General features: G+C 58.2%; 19 protein-coding genes. 13 read left to right on the top strand and 6 right to left on the bottom strand.

The window, feature by feature from the left end; all coding sequences use genetic code 11:
• Positions 1-59 precede the first annotated feature (59 nt).
• Positions 60-989 carry a LysR family transcriptional regulator gene (locus COL8621_RS11755; protein ID WP_093967546.1) on the top strand — a complete coding sequence of 310 codons (930 nt, stop codon included), beginning with the start codon at positions 60-62 and terminating at the stop codon, positions 987-989.
• On the opposite strand, the gene COL8621_RS11750 is transcribed toward COL8621_RS11755, so the two are convergent.
• The 5 genes from COL8621_RS11750 to COL8621_RS11730 form a co-directional block, all read right to left on the bottom strand.
• A complete protein-coding gene (locus COL8621_RS11750) occupies positions 986-2,290 on the bottom strand; it encodes a lyase family protein (RefSeq protein ID WP_093967545.1) in 1,305 nt (434 codons plus the stop codon). The two genes, COL8621_RS11755 and COL8621_RS11750, sit on opposite strands and share 4 nt — an antisense overlap.
• Positions 2,287-4,125 (bottom strand): dipeptide ABC transporter ATP-binding protein, encoded by a 1,839-nt coding sequence (locus tag COL8621_RS11745; protein WP_093967544.1) that lies wholly within the window; start codon positions 4,123-4,125, stop codon positions 2,287-2,289. Before COL8621_RS11745 ends, COL8621_RS11750 begins: the two co-directional genes overlap by 4 nt.
• Positions 4,125-5,033 (bottom strand): ABC transporter permease, encoded by a 909-nt coding sequence (locus COL8621_RS11740; protein WP_093967543.1) that lies wholly within the window; start codon positions 5,031-5,033, stop codon positions 4,125-4,127. Before COL8621_RS11740 ends, COL8621_RS11745 begins: the two co-directional genes overlap by 1 nt.
• Positions 5,030-5,947, bottom strand: a complete 918-nt coding sequence (locus COL8621_RS11735) for an ABC transporter permease (protein ID WP_093967542.1) — start codon at positions 5,945-5,947, stop codon at positions 5,030-5,032. Before COL8621_RS11735 ends, COL8621_RS11740 begins: the two co-directional genes overlap by 4 nt.
• Positions 5,948-6,030: 83 nt before the next feature.
• Positions 6,031-7,557 (bottom strand): ABC transporter substrate-binding protein, encoded by a 1,527-nt coding sequence (locus COL8621_RS11730; protein WP_093967541.1) that lies wholly within the window; start codon positions 7,555-7,557, stop codon positions 6,031-6,033.
• Between the two features lie 255 nt (positions 7,558-7,812).
• On the opposite strand from COL8621_RS11730, the gene COL8621_RS11725 reads away from it, so the two are divergent.
• The 4 genes from COL8621_RS11725 to COL8621_RS11710 are packed head-to-tail and all read left to right on the top strand — an operon-like array spanning position 7,813 to position 11,519.
• A complete protein-coding gene (locus COL8621_RS11725) occupies positions 7,813-8,508 on the top strand; it encodes a class I SAM-dependent methyltransferase (RefSeq protein ID WP_093967540.1) in 696 nt (231 codons plus the stop codon).
• 14 nt (positions 8,509-8,522) lie between these two features.
• Positions 8,523-8,906: a GtrA family protein gene (locus COL8621_RS11720; protein ID WP_176438484.1), complete on the top strand. Its 384-nt coding sequence runs from the start codon at positions 8,523-8,525 to the stop codon at positions 8,904-8,906.
• Positions 8,881-9,936, top strand: coding sequence for a glycosyltransferase family 2 protein (locus COL8621_RS11715; protein ID WP_207652087.1), 1,056 nt, complete (start codon positions 8,881-8,883; stop codon positions 9,934-9,936). Before COL8621_RS11720 ends, COL8621_RS11715 begins: the two co-directional genes overlap by 26 nt.
• A complete protein-coding gene (locus tag COL8621_RS11710; protein WP_093967538.1) occupies positions 9,936-11,519 on the top strand; it encodes a hypothetical protein in 1,584 nt (527 codons plus the stop codon). The genes COL8621_RS11715 and COL8621_RS11710 overlap by 1 nt, the downstream gene beginning before the upstream one ends.
• Positions 11,520-11,540: 21 nt before the next feature.
• Here the strand turns inward: COL8621_RS11710 and COL8621_RS11705 are convergent, their stop codons facing one another.
• Positions 11,541-12,413 carry a MurR/RpiR family transcriptional regulator gene (locus COL8621_RS11705; RefSeq protein WP_093967537.1) on the bottom strand — a complete coding sequence of 291 codons (873 nt, stop codon included), beginning with the start codon at positions 12,411-12,413 and terminating at the stop codon, positions 11,541-11,543.
• Between the two features lie 66 nt (positions 12,414-12,479).
• Between COL8621_RS11705 and COL8621_RS11700 the strand changes: the two genes are divergently transcribed.
• The 8 genes from COL8621_RS11700 to COL8621_RS11665 are packed head-to-tail and all read left to right on the top strand — an operon-like array spanning position 12,480 to position 20,556.
• Positions 12,480-13,310: an N-formylglutamate amidohydrolase gene (locus tag COL8621_RS11700; RefSeq protein WP_093967536.1), complete on the top strand. Its 831-nt coding sequence runs from the start codon at positions 12,480-12,482 to the stop codon at positions 13,308-13,310.
• A complete protein-coding gene (locus COL8621_RS11695) occupies positions 13,298-13,867 on the top strand; it encodes a TRAP transporter small permease subunit (RefSeq protein WP_093967535.1) in 570 nt (189 codons plus the stop codon). The genes COL8621_RS11700 and COL8621_RS11695 overlap by 13 nt, the downstream gene beginning before the upstream one ends.
• A complete protein-coding gene (locus COL8621_RS11690; protein WP_093967534.1) occupies positions 13,867-15,195 on the top strand; it encodes a TRAP transporter large permease in 1,329 nt (442 codons plus the stop codon). The genes COL8621_RS11695 and COL8621_RS11690 overlap by 1 nt, the downstream gene beginning before the upstream one ends.
• A 44-nt stretch (positions 15,196-15,239) precedes the next feature.
• Complete coding sequence (locus COL8621_RS11685) at positions 15,240-16,271, top strand: TRAP transporter substrate-binding protein (protein WP_093967533.1); 1,032 nt, start codon at positions 15,240-15,242, stop codon at positions 16,269-16,271.
• A 58-nt stretch (positions 16,272-16,329) separates the two neighbouring features.
• Positions 16,330-17,694 (top strand): glutamine synthetase family protein, encoded by a 1,365-nt coding sequence (locus COL8621_RS11680; protein WP_093967532.1) that lies wholly within the window; start codon positions 16,330-16,332, stop codon positions 17,692-17,694.
• 3 nt (positions 17,695-17,697) lie between these two features.
• Positions 17,698-19,071: an aldehyde dehydrogenase family protein gene (locus tag COL8621_RS11675; RefSeq protein ID WP_093967531.1), complete on the top strand. Its 1,374-nt coding sequence runs from the start codon at positions 17,698-17,700 to the stop codon at positions 19,069-19,071.
• Between the two features lie 4 nt (positions 19,072-19,075).
• Entirely contained in the window at positions 19,076-20,221 is a 1,146-nt protein-coding gene (locus tag COL8621_RS11670; protein WP_093967530.1) for an iron-containing alcohol dehydrogenase, read from the top strand.
• Between the two features lie 50 nt (positions 20,222-20,271).
• Complete coding sequence (locus COL8621_RS11665; protein WP_141137885.1) at positions 20,272-20,556, top strand: hypothetical protein; 285 nt, start codon at positions 20,272-20,274, stop codon at positions 20,554-20,556.
• Positions 20,557-20,718 lie beyond the last annotated feature (162 nt).

Below are 20,718 nucleotides of genomic sequence, written 5' to 3'. Positions count from 1 at the left end.
ACAGGTCGTGTGACCAGCTTGAACGCCGCAAGCCCTTGGTTCACGGCTGCGCATCTTTCATGAACCTGCGGGCGCTACAACTTTTCCGGCACATCGTGTTGACCGGCGCATTGTCCGAGGCATCGGACAGGTTGAACATATCCGTGTCTGCGGCCAGCCGATTGTTATCGCAATTGGAAAGCGATGTTGGCCTGTCGCTGTTTTCGCGCAAACGCCGCCGACTTGAACTGACCGAAGAGGGGCAGCTGTTCTTTCGGCAGGTGGCCAACACGCTGATCGGTATTGACGAAATTCCAAGGGTCGCGTCTGACATTCGCGGGCGTGCGCAGGATTGGCTTTCGGTTGTGACGGCGGCCCCCTTGGCAAGCGGCCTTGTGGTGCCCGCATTGGCGCGCCTGTCGGCAGAGCTGCCGCAGTTGCAGTGCACCGTGAATGTCGAAAGCCGCTTTGACATCGAAAGTAAGGTTTCCGTGCGTGGCTATAACCTTGGCCTGATTTCTTTGCCGGTCGAAAACGCGATTATCGATCTGCAGATTGTTCAGTTCCTGCGGTCTCGTTTGTGCGTGCTGATGCCTGAAAGCCATCCATTGGCGGGGCGGGCCGTCATTCGCGCAGAAGAGCTGGCCGACCAGAGCTTTGTCACGTTGGCGCCGGGGCAGCGTTGGCGTGATCGGTTAGAGGAACTGATGGGCCGCGCGGGCCATCCCTATACGATATCGTTTGAAACGGGGTCGACCGTTGTGACCGTCGAAATGGTGCGCGCGGGTCTTGGTATTACCTTGATTGATCGCGTCTGCGCCCCGCCGGTTGCCGGGAATGGTCTGGTCCTTCGCCCCATCGAAGGGGAACATTGGATCACCTATGCCAGCCTGCACCCGCCCGGCCCACGCGCGCCATTCGCGGAACGGTTTCTTGATGCGGTGTCAGAACATGTCGAAGACCTGCGCCGGACAGAGCCACAGGCGCAGGATCTTCTGGAACTTATCTAAGCGCCCAGTTTTGCGCTTAGCCCGCGTGCAACCTGTGCGGCCTCAATTGCAATCGCCTCGCTATCGCCTGTGTAAAGCGCGGGGTTCAGTGCGGCCGTGATTTCATCAGGCGTCAGGTGTGCGGTGATGTCAGGCGCGGTGGCAAGGTCGGCAACACAGCCGGCTTCCAGCACGTGATGCACCACGTCATGGGCTGCCGCGCGACCGACTTTAGGCGCAAGGGCCATCATCAGGTTTTCCGCATTGATCGCCCCGTTGCTGCGCGCCAAATTTTCAGCCATCCGTGCCGGGTTCGGGTTAAGCCGTGTCAGCGTTTCCGCAAAGCTTTCGCTCATCCGCCACGCAAGCGGGACGGCGCGGTCAAGCACGGATGACAGCAGATGGTTCGCGGCTGAATCCCCCTCATGGCTGCTGCGCCCGGTTTCCAGTGCGGGGGCGGCAAAACTGCGCAGCTCGGCCGCCAAAGAGATAGAGCGGACAACGTATTTAGGATTGATCTTTTGCGGCATTGTTGACGATCCAACGGTGCCTTTGTCCAATTGCTCTGTCACTTCGCCAATTTCGTCGGTCATCAAGGTGTAAACCTCGGTCGTGATGCGTTCGACGGTCATTGCAAGCAGGGCCAGTTGCACGACGTATTCCGCGAAAAGGTCGTTGGCGGTTCGGCCCGGAACCAGCAGTTCGCGCAAGCCAAGATCGGCGGCAAGGCGGCGATTCAGGTCACGACCCTGTGGGCCAAAGGCATGCATCGCGCCGACCGCGCCACCGAAGGGCAGGGCAAGCATTCGGGTGGTGGCATCGGTCAGCCGTGCTTCGGCGCGTTCCATTTCCTCAATCCAGCCAGCGATCTTAAAGCCAAAGGTGATCGGAAGGGCGTGTTGTCGGTTGGTGCGTCCGGCCATCGGGGTATTCGCGTGTTCCTGCGCCAAGTCCCCCATGCGCGCGACGGCCCTGCCCAGGTTGGCGCGGATTTCACCGTCAGCTTTGCGCAGCAACAACAGTCTCCCGGTTTGCATGACGTTCTGTGTGGTCGCGCCCCAATGAACGTAATCACCGGCCTTGCCTGCGGCTTTTCCCAACAGTCGGGTCAGCGACAGGATCGGGGCCATGGTGCGTTTGACATCGGCGTCCAACGCATCACGCCCCAGCTTGTCCAGATCGGCGGCTGCGTTGATTTCGCTGGCGGCCCACGCCGGGATCATACCCAGATCAGCCTGCGCACGGGCCAGCGCGGCTTCGACATCCAGCCATGACTGCCAAAGCGTGTCGCGGGCGAACAATGTGTCGGGGGTCATCTTCATGCGGTGGCCTCTTGTGCCGGAGGGGCGGTCATTTCGTCTGGGCGGAACTGCGGCGCGGCGGCCAAAAGGCGGGCGGTGTAGTCGCTGGAAGGGTTGCGGAGTACGCTGTCACATCCACCTTCTTCGACCAGCTTGCCGTTCAGCATCACAGCCACCCGGTCAGCAACCTGATGCACCACGGCCATGTCATGGGTGATGACAAGGCAACTTAGCCCCAGTTCGGTCTGAAGTTCGTCCAGAAGGTTCAGGATTTGCGCCTGAACCGAAACATCAAGCGCGGACGTCGGTTCATCGCATACCAACGCTTGTGGCCGCGTCACCAAGGCGCGGGCAATCGCGACACGCTGTCGTTGACCGCCCGAAATTTGCGAGGGGTAGGAATGAAGCATTCGGGCGGGCAGGCGCACCATCTCCATCGCGTCGCGGGTTTTGGCTGCGCAGGCTTCGGGGTCATCCTCGCCGCGCAGGGTCAGCGGGCGGGCAATGATTTCAGCCAAGGTCCGGCGCGGGTTGAGAGAGGAGTAGGGATCTTGAAAGATCGGCTGCACCAACGCCGCGCGTTCCAGCGGGGCAAGGTCGGCCACGGGGCGGCCCAGCATTTCAACGGTGCCGGATGTGGGCAGCGAAAGGCCCAGCATGATCCGCGCCAAGGTGGATTTCCCCGACCCACTTTCACCGACCAGCGCAAGCGTTTCACCACGCTTCAGCGTCAGGCTAACGCCATCGACCGCGCGGATTTCGTGCTTCGGCCCGAACATCCCTTTACGAGAGGTGAAGACCTGCGTGATGTCGCGGGCCGCAATCACGGCCTCGCCGCCAGAAACCTCGGCATGATCCGTGCGGATCGGGGCGGCGGGCGCGGATGTTGGGCGATCAGCGTCGGACAGAACACAACGGCGCTGATGATCTGCATCGCCCAGTTGCGGCGGCCGGGCTTCAAGGCAATCGGGCCGAACGAAACCGCAGCGGGGGGCAAAGACGCAGCCCTTGGGCGGGGTCATTAGCGACGGCACAGTTCCCGGAATTGCGCCCAGCCGGCGCGGTGGGCCATCCATGCGCGGGATCGCCGTTAGCAGGGCCTGCGTATAAGGATGCGCAGGGGCAGCCATGACGGATTTCGCGGTGCCTTCTTCGATCATCTCGCCGCCGTACATTACGGCGACGCGGTCGGTCTGTTCGGCAACCACGGCAAGGTCATGGGTGATCAGGATCATCGCCATGCCCATTTCGCGCCGCAGGTCGGCCAGCAGGTCAAGGATCTGCGCCTGAACGGTAACATCAAGCGCGGTAGTGGGTTCATCCGCGATCAGCAGTTCCGGTTCTAACATCAGGGCCATCGCGATCATCACGCGCTGACGCTGCCCACCTGACAACTGATGCGGATACTGCGCCATTCGCGCCTTTGGGTCCGGAATGCCGACACGATCCAACAGCGCCAATGCACGTGCGCGTGCCGCCGTTGGGGTGTAGCTGCCGAACTGCACCGCAGCCTCGGTCAATTGCCGCCCGATAGTGTAGACCGGGTTGAGCGAGGTCATCGGTTCCTGAAAGATCATCGCGATCCGGTGGCCAAGAAACTGTTGCGCGTATTGCGCATCGGAAAGGCCGGTCAGGTCGGTGCCGTCAAACAGCATCTTGCCGGTTTGCAGTGCCCGCTGCGGCAACAGCCGCATCAGCGCCAGCGCCGACATGCTTTTGCCCGACCCGCTTTCCCCGACGATGCCCAGAGCCTCGCCCCGGTTCAGGGTGATCGACACGTCGCGCACCGCGTGCAGTTGCCCACCCGGAAGCGGAAGCGTGACTGAAAGGTTGTTGATTTCCAGAAGTTTTGACATCAGTTGCGCCCCTCCGGAGCAGTAATATCGCGCAGTCCATCGCCCATAAGGTTGGCGCCGATCACAAGCGTGAAAAGGCAAAGACCCGGCAGAACCACAAGCCACGGACGATAGAACATCGCCTCTTTGCCTTCGGCGATCATCAGGCCCCAGCTTGGTGTTGGGGGCTGGATGCCGACACCCAAGAACGAAAGGGATGCTTCGGCCAGAATTGCGATGCCCAGTTCGAAGGTGAAGATCACGATGATCTGCGAAATCAGGTTGGGGACAATCTCGTGCCAGATGATCTGACGCGGCGTTGCGCCCGAGGCCGCGGCGGCCGCGACGAAATCAAGGTTCCTGATCCGCTGCGTGGCAGACCGCGTGACGACAAGGTAGTACGTCCAGTGCAGCACGCCGATGATGCAGATCACCACCCAGATTGACGGGCCGATGATAAACACCAGCGCCATCGCCAGCAGAAGGCCGGGCAGGGCCAGTTGCGCGGTCAGCAAGAAGCTGACGCCGTGGTCAACCCAGCCCCCGAAATAGCCTGCGATCACCCCAAGGGTCACGCCGATCAGCATGCCAATGGTCGCCGCGCCAAGCCCGATCGAGATGGAGACCCGCGCACCATAGATCAGGCGGCTTAGATAATCGCGACCGTTCTGGTCGGTGCCTAGAATATGTTCCCACGTGCCGCCATCATCCCAGACGGGGGGCAGCATGCGGCTGCTCAGCGACTGAACGAACGGGTCGTGCGGTGCGATCAGCGGTGCGAACAGCGCGATCAACGCCAGCGCGATAATCAGGCCAGCGCCGATCAGAAAGCCGGTGTGCCCAAGGGCGCGGCGGCGCATAAGTTGGCGGGGGGTAAGCGGCGCGGCTTCTTCGGGCACGGCGACTGTAAAGCTTTCTACCTGTGTCATCCGATACGGATCCTTGGGTCCAGAGCTGCGTTAAGAATGTCGGCCACCAAGTTCATCGCGACGAAGACGATGGCAAAGACGAAGATCAGCATCTGCACGGTTGGAATGTCCGCGCCGAGGATCGATTCAAGTGCCAGACGGCCAAGGCCGTTGATGGCAAAGATGCTTTCAGTAATGACAGAGCCGCCGAATTTCTGGCCCAGTTGCACGGCCAGAACCGAAATCACCGGCAACAGCGCATTGCGAAGGGCGTGGCGGCGCAAAAGGGCACCCGAGCGAAAGCCCTTGGATCGGGCCGTGCGGATATAGTCTGCACCCATCACCTCGATCAGGCCGGTGCGTGTTAGGCGCATCACGGCGGGCACGGACGATGCACCAAGGACAAAGGCGGGCAAGACAAAGTGGCGCCATGTGTCGTCGCCAGACACCGGAAAGATCGGCATCATGACGCCAAACAGGATGATCATGATCAGGCCAAGCCAGAAATTCGGAACCGCCTGCGCCGACACGGCCACGCCAAGCGCCACACGGTCGATCCAAGAATTAGGGTTAAGGGCCGCAAAGGCACCCAGCGGGATGGCGATCAGGATTGTGACGAAAAGCGCCGACAGGGCCAGCGTGATTGTTGTGCCCGCGCGTTCGGCGACCAGTTCGGCCACCGGTTTATGCCAGTAATAGCTTTCGCCAAAATCACCCCGAAGCACACCGCCCAGCCACTGTGCGTATCGCACTGGCAGGGGCTGATCCAACCCGTACCGGGCGCGGATCGTTTCGACGACTTCTTGGGTGGCATCTTCGCCCGCGATTGCCTGCGCCGGGTCGGTTGCGGCGTTCAGCAGGAAAAAGGCGGCGAGTGACACGGTGAACGCTACGGCGATGGCCAGAAGGCCACGCAGCAGGATGTATTTCAACATGGGTCAGACTTTCGGTTCAATCGAACAGCAAGGGCCGTTCCCCAAGCACCTCTGCCCCGGGAACGGCGTTTGTCAGCAGCCTATCACTTCCAGCTGGAGTTCTGCAGACGGGGCAGCCCGTCAGGGTCCAGCGGGAAATCCAGATCAGGCGAAACAAGGTAGTTCGCCGAATAGGTGAACAGCGGGGCCCAATAGGCCTGATCGGCGATTTTCCCAAGCGCGCTGGAATAGATCGCGGCGCGATCTTCCTGAACGCTGGTCTGTTCGGCGGACAAGACTTCCTCTGCCAAGGCTTCATCGCCAGACAGGTTGCGGTCTGTATCCATAGAGAAGTGAATACGCGCGATGGCGGCTGTGTCTGCCGTTCCGCCCGATCCCCAAGTGCCGAAATACGCAGGAATGTCTTGCGACGCGCGCGCTTGGTTCAGCGACTCTAGCTTGACGTAGCGCAGATCAACATCAAGGCCGATCGCCGTCAGATCAGCGGCAATCGCTTCGGCAACCGCTTTGTTGCGATAGGCCCAAAGTTCCAGCGGGAAGCCATCGCCATACCCAGCATCCGCAAGCAGCGCGCGCGCGGTATCAGGATCATAGCTGTAATCTTTCACGCTGACGTCACAGCCAAATTGGGCCGGGTGACAGGCAGTGTGGATCGGTTCGGCGCTGCCGCCGATCAGGTACTTGGCCATATCCGCTTTGTTCAGGGCATGGTTGATCGCCTGACGGACTTTGGTGTTGGTCAGTGGCCCATTTTCATCGGTGTAACCAGCGGCGTCCAGCACGATAAAGGCAATACGCAGGTCTGGGCCGCTAAGGTGCGTGGCCAACGGGGTCGCGCCAAGGCTTTCGGCCAGATCAAGCGGTACTTTGAACATCCAGTCGATGCCGCCTGACATCATCTCGGCCTGTTGGGTGCCGATGTCGGGAAGGTTGCGTACGACGACCTTTTGGATCGCGGGCTTTTCGCCAAAGAAATCGTCAAAGCGTTCCAAAACCAGTTCCTGACCCGGCTCAAAGCTGACAACCTTATAAGGGCCGGTGCCGATCAGTTGCTGCGCCATCGCATCGCGATTGATTGTGCCGCCCGCATCATAGGTGCCCGCTTTGCGCAGCATGATCCGCTGCGCCATGTCGCGCAGTACCAGCGGATAGACAGATTTCAGGTGAAAACGTACAGATGTCGGCCCGGTGACCTCTACATTATCCAACCAGCGCCCGACGGTGCCCGAAGCGTTGGATTCACTGTCTTCGCGGACGATCCAGTTATAGGTATAGGCGACGTCTTCGGCTGTTAGGGTGCTGCCGTCGTGAAATTTCACATCGTCGCGCAGCGAAACGTCCAGCGTCTTTTCGTCGATATATTCGTACCCGGTTGCGACGGCTGGGTTGAACTCTTGCGTGTTCGGATCAAGGCTGAACAGCGTTGTGTCCGTCATCTGAGCAAGGATGATATATTCACGCTTGGTCGTGTAGTTATAGTCGAGGTTCAGGATTTCCTCGGCCAATGCCACGCGCAGTGTGTCGTTTGCCTGCTGCGCGGATGCCGGTACAGCGGCAAGCGCGGCGGATAGGATCGCTGGGGCCAAGGCCCGCTTCAAAAAGTAATTCATGTCCACTCCTCCCTAAGTGTGACCGGAACGATAGGTAACGCGGACTGATGCGTAAATTGTTACGTTTGCAGTGTTAGTTGCAATTTATGCAACTGACAGGGTTTCGCATATCGGTAAGTGACAGGAAGGCGATAGCGGCCCAAAGAGCAACACAAAGCAACAGTTGCTTGACGGTAAGTAACTTTTGCCCCACTTGCGTCGCAAATCTCTGTTATGGATTGCGAAACGTTAATAGTTATCCGAGGCCGTTCGCCGATGCCGCAAGCCGAATTTGATTCATATGTTGCAGACTATGAACAGCAGCACCGTGAAAGCATTAAGCTGACGGGCGAAGACCCTGATTACTTTGCGCTTTACAAAATCAAAGAGCTTAAGAGATTGGTCGATCAATGGTCACTGGACGCCCCGCAGATATTGGATTTCGGCAGCGGCATGGGGAATTCCCTTCCGGGGTTTCGCAGCTGTTTCCCTGACACATCCGTTGTGTCGGCGGATGTGTCGGCAGAAAGCCTGGGGGCTGCGCGTAAATTGCATGGTGGGGATGAACCTCAGCTTTTGATCGAAGACGGGCGCATTCCGGCGCAGGATAACAGCTTTGACCTGACCTTTACCGCATGTGTGTTCCACCATATCCCCGAAGAAGAACATGTTGAGTGGTTGCAGGAAATGCGCCGCGTAACACGCACGGGCGGGCGCATGGTGATATTCGAACATAACCCGCTGAACCCACTGACGCTTGATGCGGTCCGCCGGTGCCCGTTTGACGTGAACGCGGTTCTGATACGAGCCGGTGAAATGCGCAAACGAATGGCCAAGGCAGGGTGGGTGGCACCGAAGACCAATTACCACCTGTTCTTCCCGCGCGCCTTGGCGAAACTGCGCCCGCTAGAGGCCAAGCTGCGCTGGTGCGCGATGGGCGGGCAGTATTCCTGTTACGCGACGGCCCCGTGATGGGCGCAACTGTCATGCCAAACCTGCGCGGGCAAATCGGCCGCTATATCCTGATTGGGCTGCTTAACACCGGAGTGGGCTTGGCGGTGATCTTTGCCCTGCATGTAGGGGCGGAGCTTAGCCTCGCGGTTTCAAATGCGGTGGGCTACTTCATCGGTTGGCTGCTGTCTTATGTGCTTAACCGGTCTTGGACATTCGCACACAGTGGGTCGATGGCCCGCAGTTTGCCGCTTTATCTTTTGGTCGTACTGGTGGCCTTCGGGGTGAACCTTTTGGTGATTGTTGGTCTTCAGGCACAGGGTATTCCGTACGTCGTTGCTCAGATTTCGGGCGCGGCAATTTACAGCATTTTGACGTTTATTGGAGCAAAAATTGTCGTCTTTTCAGAACACAGTTGATGTCGATTTTCCGACCGCGGCGGCGAAACGCGCCATCCCGCGCCTTTCTATTGTCGTGCCCTGCCACAACGAAGAACTGGCCCTGCCAGCGCTTTTTGAACGGCTGGAGCGTTTGAACGAAGACCTTCAGGCTGCAAAGCTGATCTCCCAGAATACCGAAGTCGTCTTGGTGGACGATGGGTCCTATGACGCGACATGGAAGATGATCGAAACCGCGCGGACGCCTCTTACTGTGCGGGGGATCAAACTGTCACGCAACCAAGGCCATCAACAGGCGTTGTTTGCCGGGCTGATCCATGCAGGCGGCGATGTGGTCGTTAGCATGGATGCCGATCTTCAGGATGATCCGGATGCCGTGATTGGGATGATCAGGGCATACCTGAAAGGCGCTGACATCGTCTTTGGTGTGCGGGCTTCGCGGGAAAGCGATACGTGGTTTAAAAGGGCTTCGGCGCGGACATATTACCGTATTCTGGAAAGGCTAGGGGTCGATCTGATCCCGGATCACGCAGATTTCCGGTTGATGAGCCGCAAGTCGATAAGAGCGCTGCGCAGCTTTGAGGAAAGCAACCTTTTCCTACGCGGCCTTGTGCGCCAGCTGGGTTTCACGACCGATGTCGTGACCTATGACCGATCCCCGCGTGTTGCGGGGGAAAGCAAGTATACGTTGCGCAAGATGATCTCGCTTGGGCTTGAAGGGGTGACCTCATTCTCGGTCAAACCGCTGCGGATGATTGTGTTGTTTGGCTTTGCGGTGGCGGCCATCACGTTCTTGTACAGCCTCTATTCAATTTACGCCTGGGCGCGCGGGGATACCATTCCGGGGTGGACGTCGGTTGTTCTGCCCTTAAGCCTGCTGGGGGGCGTGCACCTGATCGCCTTGGGCGTGATCGGCGAATATGTCGGGAAAATCTATAAAGAGACGAAGCGGCGCCCCAGGTTCATTGTCGATGAAATCGTGTCGGCCGGGGATGCTGAACAAGACATCGAAGCACCAGTCATCAACGTGACCGCAAATTCGAGCCGCTAATGCTGACAGATACCGTTTCCCACCGCGTCGAAAGCCGGGGCGAGTTGAATGTGGTATGGTGCGCGCTGTTTGTGGTCGCCTTTACCGCGCTGCCCATTCTTGCGCATATCAACCTGCCGCTGGTCGATCTGCCCAATCATATTGCGCGCCTGTATATTGCGGCGATGGCGCCAGAAAACGCGTTGTCAGAATATTACAGTTACGAAATTGGATTGGTGCCGAATTCGGCCGTTGATCTGATCTGGCTTGGCCTTGGCGCGCCGGGGGACGTGACGCGATTTTCCAATTGGGTGATGGCCAGTTACGCAGTCAACCTTGTTGGCTCAACCATGGCTCTGGCCCGTGTCATTCATGGCAGATGGACGCGTTGGTCTGCGGCGGCTGGATTGCTGGTGTTCAGCGCGCCCTTCTTTTGGGGGTTCCAAAACTACGTCTGGTCAATGCCATTCACGATCTATGGCATCGCGCTGTGGCTTGGGATGGAGCGGCCAGACTGGCGGCGGTATCGCTTTGCCGTGTTCTTGATCTATGCGGCGGCGGTTTACCTTATGCATTTCTTTGCGTTTGGTTTTCTGGCTGTCGCCGTTTTCGGACGAGAGGTTCAGTTGGCGCTGGCCAGCAAAGGCAGCGTCGCGCGGCGGCTTATACGGCTTGGGGTGCAAATGGTGCCTTTTGTCATCCCGCTTGTTTGGCTGCTCGTCATGCTGAAGTCAGGCCCCGAGTCGCCTGCAGAGCTTCTTAACGGGTTTGGTTACATCGCGGATCGGATCGCAGTCTTCACGTCCCCCGCGATTGCCCCGAACACTCAGAGTTTCCCTGCGCTTAACCTTCTTGGGGCTGCGGTGCTGGCGTTGCTTGCTGTCTTTGTCTGGTGCCTGCGTAAAACTGATGGGCCACGGTTGGTTTTGGAAGACAAGGCGCGGGGGGTCCTTATCGCGCTGGTCCTGCTAAGCCTTGTTGCGCCGACGTGGCTGAACGGCGTGGCATTTGTGCAAATCCGCGCGCCCGTTTTAACCTGTGCCGTATTCATCGCGTGCACGTCTTGGCGCGGGCTAAGCCGGGGTCAGCTGCGCGGGCTTGTCGCGATCATCGCAATCTTGATCTGCGCGCGCGGAATTGCCTTTGAACGCTTTGCGTATCGTTATGACGCGGAGGTGCGCGATATGCGCGCCGCGACTGGAACGCTTTCGCCCGGTGATCGTGTCCTGCCAATTCGTGCCGAGGTGGGGGCATCTGATTTACGCCTGTCTCATCTGCAGGGGCTGCTTGTTCCGCAGGCGGATGTCTTCGTGCCAACCTTGTTCCAAGGTGTGCATGCGATCACGCTTCTTCCCCAATGGGCTGACCACGCGCATCCGGCGCTTTTCGCGGTCGATTTTCGACTGCTGGCGGATGATCGGCATCCAACTGCACCCTATGAATTTGTGCAGAACTGGGACAAGAAATTCACTCATGTTCTGCTGCTGGACAAGCGCCAGAAGGCATTGCCAGCTTCGCTTGGGCTGAACCAAGTCCGCGAAGTTGGGCGGTTTTCGCTTTATCGTGTGGAGCCTTCGTTCCGGCAGAGCATGAGCGGGCAATAGCGGGGGCAGGGGTGTTCGGCGCTAGGTGAACTTTCTAAAAAGCTTTGTCTGGTCGAACATTTCTTCCAGTTCTTCCATACGGGATTTGGTGTCGCTCCAGTTCAGGTTCTGGACCGAGGAAATCATCGTTTCGACCAGCAGAAGTGTCGTTGCGACGGAATCCCATGCTGATGGTACAACGATCCGGCTGCTGAAGCTGATCTGAGCCAGTTGATGAACCGGTGAACGCCATTGATCAGTAAACAGGATAATTCTTGCTCCTTTGGCGTGGGCCATTTCGGCCAGCTTCAGCGTGTTGTTTTCATATCGCCGTACGTCAAAGATGACGAAAACATCGCCCTCTTTCACGTCTAGCAAATAGTGGGGCCAGGCATTTGACGTGGATTGAATATGTGTGATCTGTGACCTGATCACCTGCATATGCAGGAACAGGTATTCCGCCAGTGTGTGGGTCAAGCGCCCGCCCACGATGTAAAGGTGGCGGTCGGTTTCGGCGATCATCGCACAGGCGTCGTCAAAAGTTGCGGGTTCGATCTGGCCAAGCGTGTGGCGGATATTGTCGATCACGGCATCGGTGAAACGGTTCAGTATGTGCCCCGATGGGGCGCCGCCCGTCCATGTGTCGTGCTTGGCGATGGGGTTTTTGACCTTCGCCTTAAGCTCTTCGCGCAGTTCGGCCTGAAACTCTGGATATCCTTTAAAACCAAGCTTTTGCACCATGCGCGCCACCGTGGGGACCGATACATTGGCGTCTTTCGCAAGTGCCGTCAGTGGTCCCAACCCCGAAGCCGGATAATTTTCAAGGATGGAATGCGCCAGCTGACGCTCGGCCCGGGTCAGATCGTCAAGCCGCTGCTGAATCAGATCTGAAATCGTGAGTGCCGCGTCGGGCATGAACTGCTCCCTTTTTGATCGAAAAAATAACAAAGCACATCTTGCTGATATTAATTTTTCAAAATTATGTTGACAGAAACCGTTTTTGGCAAGCAGCTTGTAAGCGAAGTCGAGGCAACGGCACAACGCGGTGGGGAAGCATTGGTACAGCCTGTTCAGACGGTGAACCCTAATGGGACATCTTCAGTTGTGTTGGTGTGTGAACATGCGACGCATGAAATTCCTGCGTCCTTTCAGAATCTGGGCCTGTCCGAAGAAACCCGCCTAAGCCACGCCGCGTGGGATCCGGGGGCCATGGCAGTGGCGCGCGGTTTGTCCAGCATGCTGGACGCGGCATTGGTGGCCAGTACGGTTTCGCGGCTTGTCTATGACTGCAACCGCCCACCTTCGGCCGCAGACGCGATGCCCGCGCGCAGCGAGGTGATCGATATTCCCGGAAATGTTGGATTGTCTTTGCAAGAGCGTACGGCCCGCGCGCAGACGTTTTACGAACCCTTTCGCGGGGCGGTGGCCAACCGGATGAACCTGACGCAAAGCCCGGTTCTTGTGACGATCCACAGCTTTACGCCGGTGTATCACGGCCAACTTCGGGATGTCGAAATTGGCGTGCTTCACGATGCCGACAGCCGTCTGGCCGACGCGATGCTGCAGACGACGCCAAGCCACGCCGGGTACAACGTCCGGCGCAATCTGCCTTATGGCCCTGAACATGGCGTGACACACACATTGAAAGAGCATGCGCTTGGCGCCGGGCATCTGAACGTGATGTTGGAAATCCGGAATGACCTGATCCAAACCGAAACCGAACAGAGCGCGATGGCGGGATTGATTGCCGGGTGGCTTGCGCAAGCCTTTGCTTTGACGACGGAAAAGGGGGCCGTGCAATGTCGGGATTGATCCGCGGCTATATCCGCATTGTGGATGCGGTGAACCATCGTGTTGGGCGTATCGTTATGTACGGCATCTTCGTCCTGATGGGGATTTTGCTGTGGTCATCGATAAGCAAAACGTTCTTTCTGCCCTCGCTCTGGACGCTGGAAATGGCTCAGTTCGTGATGGTGGCCTATTACATTCTGGGCGGGCCTTATTCCATTCAGCTTGGCAGTAACGTGCGGATGGATCTGCTGTATGGTGGCTGGTCGGTGCGCAAAAAGGCGTGGTTTGACCTGCTGACGGTTTTGTTCCTGATCTTCTATCTCTGCGTGCTGCTTTACGGGGCTGTCAGTTCAACCGCCTATTCGCTGGGATATTGGGGAAGCGAACCGTTTTCCTATTTTGGCGGGCTTCTAACCGGATCAGAGGAAATCGGCCGGATGGAGCGTTCCTCGACCGCGTGGCGCCCGTATTTGTGGCCAATCAAAGGCGTGATGGTGTTGGGGATGTTCCTGATGCTGCTGCAATGCATTTCCGAGCTGTTGAAAGACGTGCTTCGACTGAAGGGTGAGACGATCTGATGTCCTATGAATTGATCGCCACTTTGATGTTTTCAACGATGATGCTGATGCTGCTGACAGGGCAGCGCGTATTCGGGGCCATCGGATTTATCGCGGTTGTCGCGGCCTTGTTATTGTGGGGCGACAAGGGGGGCTTTGATATCGGCTTCTCGGCCGCCATGAAGCTGATGAAATGGTATCCGTTGCTGACGCTGCCGATGTTCATTTTCATGGGCTACGTATTGTCGGAATCAAAGATCGCCGATGATCTTTATAAGATGTTCCATGTCTGGATGGGTGGCCTGCGCGGCGGCCTTGCGGTTGGCACGATCGGTTTGATGGTGCTGATATCGGCGATGAACGGGTTGTCGGTGGCGGGGATGGCGATTGGGTCAACCATCGCACTGCCCGAGCTGTTAAAGCGCGGATACGACAAGCGGATGGTGACGGGGGTGATCCAAGCAGGGTCATCGTTGGGCATTCTTGTGCCGCCGTCCGTAGTGTTGGTTCTTTACGCGATGATTGCGCGCCAACCCGTTGGGCAGCTGTGGCTGGCGGGTGTTCTGCCGGGCCTGATGATGGCAGGCCTGTTCGTCGCCTATATCGTCATTCGCTGCCGGATTAACCCCAAGCTGGGCCCAGTGTTGCCAGCCGCGGAACGCGATATCCCACGCGCCGAAAAGATGCGCCTATTGCGGGCGGGTCTGCTGCCTGTCGTTATTTTTGCAGTGATGATGGTGCCCTTCGTGAACGGGTGGACGTCACTTGTTGAAAGTTCGGCGATTGGCGCCATTGCGGCGTTCGTGGCTGCGGTTCTGAAAGGGCGCATGACACGAGAGGTCTTTGAAAACTCGGTACGCAACACGCTTGGCATTACCTGCATGTTCATGTGGATCATCCTTGCCGCGCTTGCGTTTGGGGCTGTGTTTGACGGTCTGGGCGCGGTTAAGGCGATTGAAAATGTGTTCACCGAAAAACTGAACCTGTCACCGCTGATGATCCTGATCTTGATGCAGCTAAGTTTCATCCTGATGGGAACGTTTCTGGATGACACCGCGATGCTGGTCATCGTTGCCCCGCTTTATGTTCCGCTGGTCGGAGAGCTGGGCTTTGATTTGATCTGGTATGGCATCCTTTACACCATCACGACGCAAATTGCGTATATGACGCCTCCGTTCGGGTATAATCTGTTCTTGATGCGGGCCATGGCCCCGCCAGAGATTAGCCTGCGCGACATATATTCGTCGATCACTCCATTTGTGTTGATCATGGTTCTGGCGCTTGTGCTGGTCATGGTTTTCCCCGGCATCGCGACTTGGTTGCCGGACTACATTTACAACAAACCGTAAAAGAACCGCCCCGAAGCGGTCGAAACCCAACAAGGAGAAACGATATGACTTCAAGACGTAAGTTTATTCAGGGTGCGGCGATTGCGCCGGCGGCGGCGCTGGCAACGCCTGCGCTTGCCCAAAGTACCATTAAATGGCGGATGCAAACCTATGCTGGCGCGGCTTTGGCCGCCGAGGTGATCGTGCCCGCGATCGAGATGTTTAACAAAATCGCTGGCGACCGGATGCAGATTGAACTGTTCTTCGCAGATCAGCTGGTTCCAACCGGAGAGCTGTTTCAGGCAATGCAGCGCGGCACGATTGATGCGGTACAGTCCGATGACGACTCTATGGCGTCCCCGACCGAAGTGACCGTGTTTGGCGGCTATTTCCCGTTCGCGTCGCGCTATTCGCTTGATGTGCCGGTGCTGTTCAACAAATACGGCCTGAACGAAATCTGGGACGAAGAATATTCCAAGGTTGGCGTGAAACACATCAGCGCCGGCGCATGGGATCCGTGCCATTTCGCAACCAAAGATCCGATCCGCAGCCTGAAAGACCTTGAAGGCAAGCGCGTCTTCACCTTCCCGACGGCTGGCCGTTTCCTAAGCCAGTTTGGCGTGGTGCCGGTGAACCTGCCTTGGGAGGATATCGAAGTTGCCATGCAAACCGGCGAACTGGACGGCATCGCATGGTCCGGCATCACCGAGGATTATACCGTTGGTTGGGCTGACGTGACCAACTACTTCCTGACCAACAACATTTCGGGCGCATGGGCCGGGTCGTTCTTTGCGAACATGGAACGCTGGAACGAACTGCCCGAAGATCTGCAAACGCTGTTCCGCGTGTGCTGTGACCAGTCGCATTACTATCGTCAGTGGTGGTATTGGGGCGGCGAGGCCGACCTGCGCGTTAACGGCCCCAAGATGGAGCTGACCTCCATCCCGGACGAAGAATGGGCAACGGTGGAAACCAAAGCCTATGAGTTCTGGGAAGAGATCGCAGCCGAGTCCGAGACGAAGCGCCGCGTTGTCGATATCATCAAGAAGTACAACGCCGATATGCTGAAGGCGGGCCGCCCGTACCGTTACAGCTGACGCTTAGATGGGGGCAGCACTGCGTTGCCCCCACCACCCAACCGAACTTGGATTAGACATGCCCGGAACCTTAACTTTCGATCAGCTGAAAACCGACGTCGCAAGCGGCACCTACGATACTGTTCTGGTCTGCTTTGTGGATATGCAGGGGCGCTTGATGGGCAAGCGGTTCCATGCGGTGAATTTTGTTGAGACGTCCTTCAACGAAACGCACTGCTGCAATTACCTGCTTGCCACCGACCTAGAGATGGCGACGCCGGATGGCTATGCCTCGACCAGTTGGGAAAAGGGGTATGGCGATTACGTCATGAAGCCCGATCTGGGAACGATCCGCCCGGTGCCGTGGCTGGAAGGGACCGCGATGGTGCTTTGCGATATCCTTGATCATCACACCCATGAACCGGTTCCCCATTCGCCGCGCGCGATTTTGAAAAAGCAGATCGCGCGGCTAGAAGCCTTGGGTTTCGACGCCATGATGGCGACCGAGCTGGAGTTTTTCCTGTTCGAACAGAGCTTTGACGATATCCGCAAGTCGGGTTTTCGCGATATGCAGCCGATCAGCGGCTATAACGAAGATTACCACATCCTTCAGACGACAAAGGAAGAGGGCGTCATGCGCCCGATCCGCAACCACCTGTTTGCGGCGGGTCTGCCCATCGAAAATTCGAAGGGCGAGGCCGAGACCGGGCAGGAAGAGCTGAACATCCGCTATGCGCCCGCGTTGGACTGCGCCGATCACCACTCCATCGCCAAACATGCGGTCAAAGAGATCGCCTGGCAGCACGGCCGCGCGGCGACCTTCTTGTCCAAGTGGCACCATGACCGCGTTGGGTCCTCCAGCCATGTGCATCAGTCGCTGTGGAAAGATGGAGAGCCAGCGTTCTTTGACAAATCCGCGCCGTTGGGGATGTCGGATTTGATGCGCCATTACATGGCTGGCCTGATCGCCTATGCCCCTGATTACACCTATTTCCTTGCGCCTTATGTGAACAGTTATAAGCGGTTCGCAAAGGGTACATTCGCCCCGACAAAGACCGTTTGGTCCGTTGATAACCGAACCGCCGGTTTCCGCCTGTGTGGGGATGGAACCAAGGGCGTGCGCGTGGAATGCCGGATTGGCGGGTCGGACCTGAACCCTTATCTGGCGCAGGCAGCGATGCTTGCCGCAGGGATCAAAGGGATCGAAGACAAGATGACGCTGGCACCCGCCACGACGGGCGATGTCTATGAAGATGCAAAAGCAGGCGACATTCCACAGACTTTGCGCAAAGCGACGGAAACGCTGCGCAATTCGGCGTTCCTGCGGGGCGCGATGGGGGATGACGTGGTTGATCACTACACCCGCGCTGCTGAATGGGAACAAGAAGAATACGACCGCGTGGTGACCGATTGGGAAATCGCGCGTGGCTTTGAAAGGGCCTAATCCATGACTGTCAAATGCATCTCGCCCATCGATGGGTCTGTTTATGCGGAACGTCCGACCCTGTCGCGCGCAAAGGCCAACGCCGCCGTTGCGCGGGCCAAGGCGGCGCAATCGGAATGGGCCGCGCGGCCGCTGGACGAACGTATCGCACTTGTGCAGGCGGGCGTTGCCGCAGTGGGGGCGATGAACGACGAAATCGTCCCGGAACTGGCATGGCAAATGGGGCGCCCCATTCGGTACGGCGGCGAATTCGGCGGCTTTAACGAACGCGCAAGCTATATGGCCGAAATTGCCCATGATGCGCTGGCCCCGATTGAGGTCGAAGATAGCGATGCCTTTCGCCGGGTGATCAAACGCGTGCCCCACGGTTTGGTGCTGGTGGTGGCCCCGTGGAACTATCCCTACATGACGGCGATCAACACGGTTGCCCCGGCGTTGATTGCGGGTAATGCGGTGATGCTGAAACATGCCTCTCAGACGCCGCTAGTTGGGGAACGGATGGCGGCGGCATTCCACGCGGCTGGCGTGCCAGAGGATGTGTTTCAGAATGTCTTCCTTGATCACAAAACGACATCTGATCTGATCGCGGATCGGGCCTTTGGTTTTGTGAATTTCACCGGCTCTGTTGGCGGCGGCAAGGCGATGGAGGTCGCGGCGGCAGGCACCTTTACCGGTATCGGGCTGGAGCTGGGGGGCAAAGACCCCGGCTATGTCATGGACGACGCAAACTTGGACGCGGCGGTGGATACGCTGATCGATGGGGCGATGTTCAATTCGGGCCAGTGCTGCTGCGGGATCGAACGGATTTATGTCGCCGAAAGTTTGTTTGACGCGTTTGTCGAAAAGGCGGTGGCCATCGTCAACGGTTATAAGCTGGGCAATCCGCTGGACCCCGAAACCACGCTTGGCCCGATGGCCCATGCGCGTTTCGCCGACGAGGTGCGCGCCCAAACAGCCGAGGCTATCGCCGCAGGCGCGACCGCGCATATCGATCCTGCGCTGTTCCCGAATGACAACGGGGCCTATCTGATGCCGCAAATCCTGACCAACGTGACACATGACATGCGCGTCATGCGCGACGAAAGCTTTGGCCCCGTTGTCGGCATCATGCCGGTAAAAGACGACGCCGAAGCGATTAAGTTGATGAATGACAGTGAATTCGGCCTGACCGCGTCGCTTTGGACTCAAGACGCCGCACGGGCCGAGGCGATTGCGGACCAGATCGAAACCGGCACCGTGTTTATGAACCGCGCCGACTATCTGGATCCGGGTCTGTGCTGGACGGGCTGCAAAAATACCGGGCGTGGCGGGGGGCTTTCCGTGATCGGATACCACAACCTGACGCGTCCCAAATCTTACCACCTTAAGAAAGCTTAAGCTGATGTCTTTAACTGCAAACTGGTCATATCCTACCGCCATCCGTTTTGGGGCCGGGCGCATTTCTGAAATCGCAGAGGCCTGTGCGGTTGCGGGTATCAAGAAGCCGCTGCTGATCACCGATCGCGGGCTGGCTGGCATGGATATAACCACCCGCACGCTTGACCTGTTAGAGGCTGCGGGCCTTGGTCGCGCGATCTTTGCCGATGTTGACCCAAACCCCAACGAAAAGAACGCGGCAGCCGGCGTTAAGGCCTTCAAAGAGGGCGGGCACGATGGTGTCGTTGCCTTTGGCGGCGGATCGGGGCTTGACCTGGGCAAGTTGGTCGCCTTCCTTGCCGGGCAAACCCGCCCGTTGTGGGATTTTGAAGATATCGGTGACTGGTGGACACGCGCCGATGCCGACGCCATCGCGCCGATTGTGGCCGTGCCGACGACAGCAGGGACGGGGTCAGAGGTTGGCCGGGCGTCTGTCATCACCAACTCTGAAACTGCAGAAAAGAAGATCATCTTCCACCCCAAGTTTTTGCCAACGGTGGTTATCTGCGATCCCGAACTGACGGTGGGCATGCCGAAATTCATAACGGCGGGCACCGGTCTTGATGCTTTTGCCCATTGCGTCGAAGCGTTCTGTTCACCGCATTACCACCCCATGTCACAGGGCATGGCGCTGGAAGGGATGCGGTTGGTGAAGGAATACCTGCCACGGGCCTATGCCGACGGCACTGACCTAGAGGCGCGCGCGCATATGATGTCGGCTGCGGCTATGGGCGCGACGGCGTTTCAAAAGGGGCTGGGGGCGATCCACGCGCTGTCGCATCCTATCGGGGCGATCTATCACACGCATCACGGCACAACGAACGCGGTCTGTATGCCTGCGGTGCTTCAGTTCAACAAACCCGCGATTGAAACCGTCATCGGGCAGGCGGCGAACTACCTTGGCATTGTGGGCGGTTTCGATGGGTTCTGCGCCTATGTGGATGATCTGAACGCGTCCCTTTGTGTTCCAAGGACGCTTGCGGGCCTTGGGATCGAAAACCCCGATATCGATCGCATCGTGGCCGGGGCATTGATCGACCCAAGTACGGGCGGAAACCCGGTTGAGATGACAGCCGAAAATACGCGTGAGCTGTTGCTTCAGATCGTCTAGCGGGGCCAGCATCGCGCTGGCTCGGGGTCTAGACGGCAAGGAGGCGCGCGATGAATTTTCCAACGATAATAGCGTTGGCCGCAGTGGCGGCTGCGCTTGTCGTTCCGCTGGTTTTTCATCTGCGAAAACGCGCGCTGGGGCGGGTGAAGGTGCGCTTTGCCGTCGATTTGCCGCAGGATCCTTTGACGAAGGCACGTACCGCCCACGCAACCCATGGCGCGATGCCTGCGATGCTACAGTTGGACTATGACTGGTGGTGTGCGGTTATGGTGGAGGCACCGGACGGCGTTACGCTAAGTACGATCGCGCGGTTGCCGCTGGCCCAAGGGGACTGAGTCGCGCGGGTCATCAACCGACATGCGGCCGTGGCTTTGCATGCGACCAAGAGTTAATTCTTTCGCAATCATCTTGGGCGAAGAGGCGGTGCGTTTTGCCGCGTTTCGGACGCTAATTTTGAATTAAAGCTGGCAATATTCGGCCCGCGCAACAGGTCCGCC

The sequence above is a fragment of the Actibacterium lipolyticum genome, from assembly GCF_900184935.1.
Lineage (GTDB): Bacteria > Pseudomonadota > Alphaproteobacteria > Rhodobacterales > Rhodobacteraceae > Actibacterium_A > Actibacterium_A lipolyticum.
The sequence above is the reverse complement of the archived record's forward strand: the minus strand, read 5'-3'. Positions and strand labels throughout refer to the sequence as shown.

Excerpts from the sequence above, each read along its gene's own strand:
- COL8621_RS11755 (WP_093967546.1), top strand. The coding sequence starts at position 60 with ATGAACCTGCGGGCGCTACAACTTTTCCGGCACATCGTGTTGACCGGC.
- COL8621_RS11750 (WP_093967545.1), bottom strand. The coding sequence starts at position 2,290 with ATGAAGATGACCCCCGACACATTGTTCGCCCGCGACACGCTTTGGCAG.
- COL8621_RS11745 (WP_093967544.1), bottom strand. The coding sequence starts at position 4,125 with ATGTCAAAACTTCTGGAAATCAACAACCTTTCAGTCACGCTTCCGCTT.
- COL8621_RS11740 (WP_093967543.1), bottom strand. The coding sequence starts at position 5,033 with ATGACACAGGTAGAAAGCTTTACAGTCGCCGTGCCCGAAGAAGCCGCG.
- COL8621_RS11735 (WP_093967542.1), bottom strand. The coding sequence starts at position 5,947 with ATGTTGAAATACATCCTGCTGCGTGGCCTTCTGGCCATCGCCGTAGCG.
- COL8621_RS11730 (WP_093967541.1), bottom strand. The coding sequence starts at position 7,557 with ATGAATTACTTTTTGAAGCGGGCCTTGGCCCCAGCGATCCTATCCGCC.
- COL8621_RS11725 (WP_093967540.1), top strand. The coding sequence starts at position 7,813 with ATGCCGCAAGCCGAATTTGATTCATATGTTGCAGACTATGAACAGCAG.
- COL8621_RS11720 (WP_176438484.1), top strand. The coding sequence starts at position 8,523 with ATGCCAAACCTGCGCGGGCAAATCGGCCGCTATATCCTGATTGGGCTG.
- COL8621_RS11710 (WP_093967538.1), top strand. The coding sequence starts at position 9,936 with ATGCTGACAGATACCGTTTCCCACCGCGTCGAAAGCCGGGGCGAGTTG.
- COL8621_RS11705 (WP_093967537.1), bottom strand. The coding sequence starts at position 12,413 with ATGCCCGACGCGGCACTCACGATTTCAGATCTGATTCAGCAGCGGCTT.
- COL8621_RS11700 (WP_093967536.1), top strand. The coding sequence starts at position 12,480 with ATGTTGACAGAAACCGTTTTTGGCAAGCAGCTTGTAAGCGAAGTCGAG.
- COL8621_RS11695 (WP_093967535.1), top strand. The coding sequence starts at position 13,298 with ATGTCGGGATTGATCCGCGGCTATATCCGCATTGTGGATGCGGTGAAC.
- COL8621_RS11690 (WP_093967534.1), top strand. The coding sequence starts at position 13,867 with ATGTCCTATGAATTGATCGCCACTTTGATGTTTTCAACGATGATGCTG.
- COL8621_RS11685 (WP_093967533.1), top strand. The coding sequence starts at position 15,240 with ATGACTTCAAGACGTAAGTTTATTCAGGGTGCGGCGATTGCGCCGGCG.
- COL8621_RS11680 (WP_093967532.1), top strand. The coding sequence starts at position 16,330 with ATGCCCGGAACCTTAACTTTCGATCAGCTGAAAACCGACGTCGCAAGC.
- COL8621_RS11675 (WP_093967531.1), top strand. The coding sequence starts at position 17,698 with ATGACTGTCAAATGCATCTCGCCCATCGATGGGTCTGTTTATGCGGAA.
- COL8621_RS11670 (WP_093967530.1), top strand. The coding sequence starts at position 19,076 with ATGTCTTTAACTGCAAACTGGTCATATCCTACCGCCATCCGTTTTGGG.
- COL8621_RS11665 (WP_141137885.1), top strand. The coding sequence starts at position 20,272 with ATGAATTTTCCAACGATAATAGCGTTGGCCGCAGTGGCGGCTGCGCTT.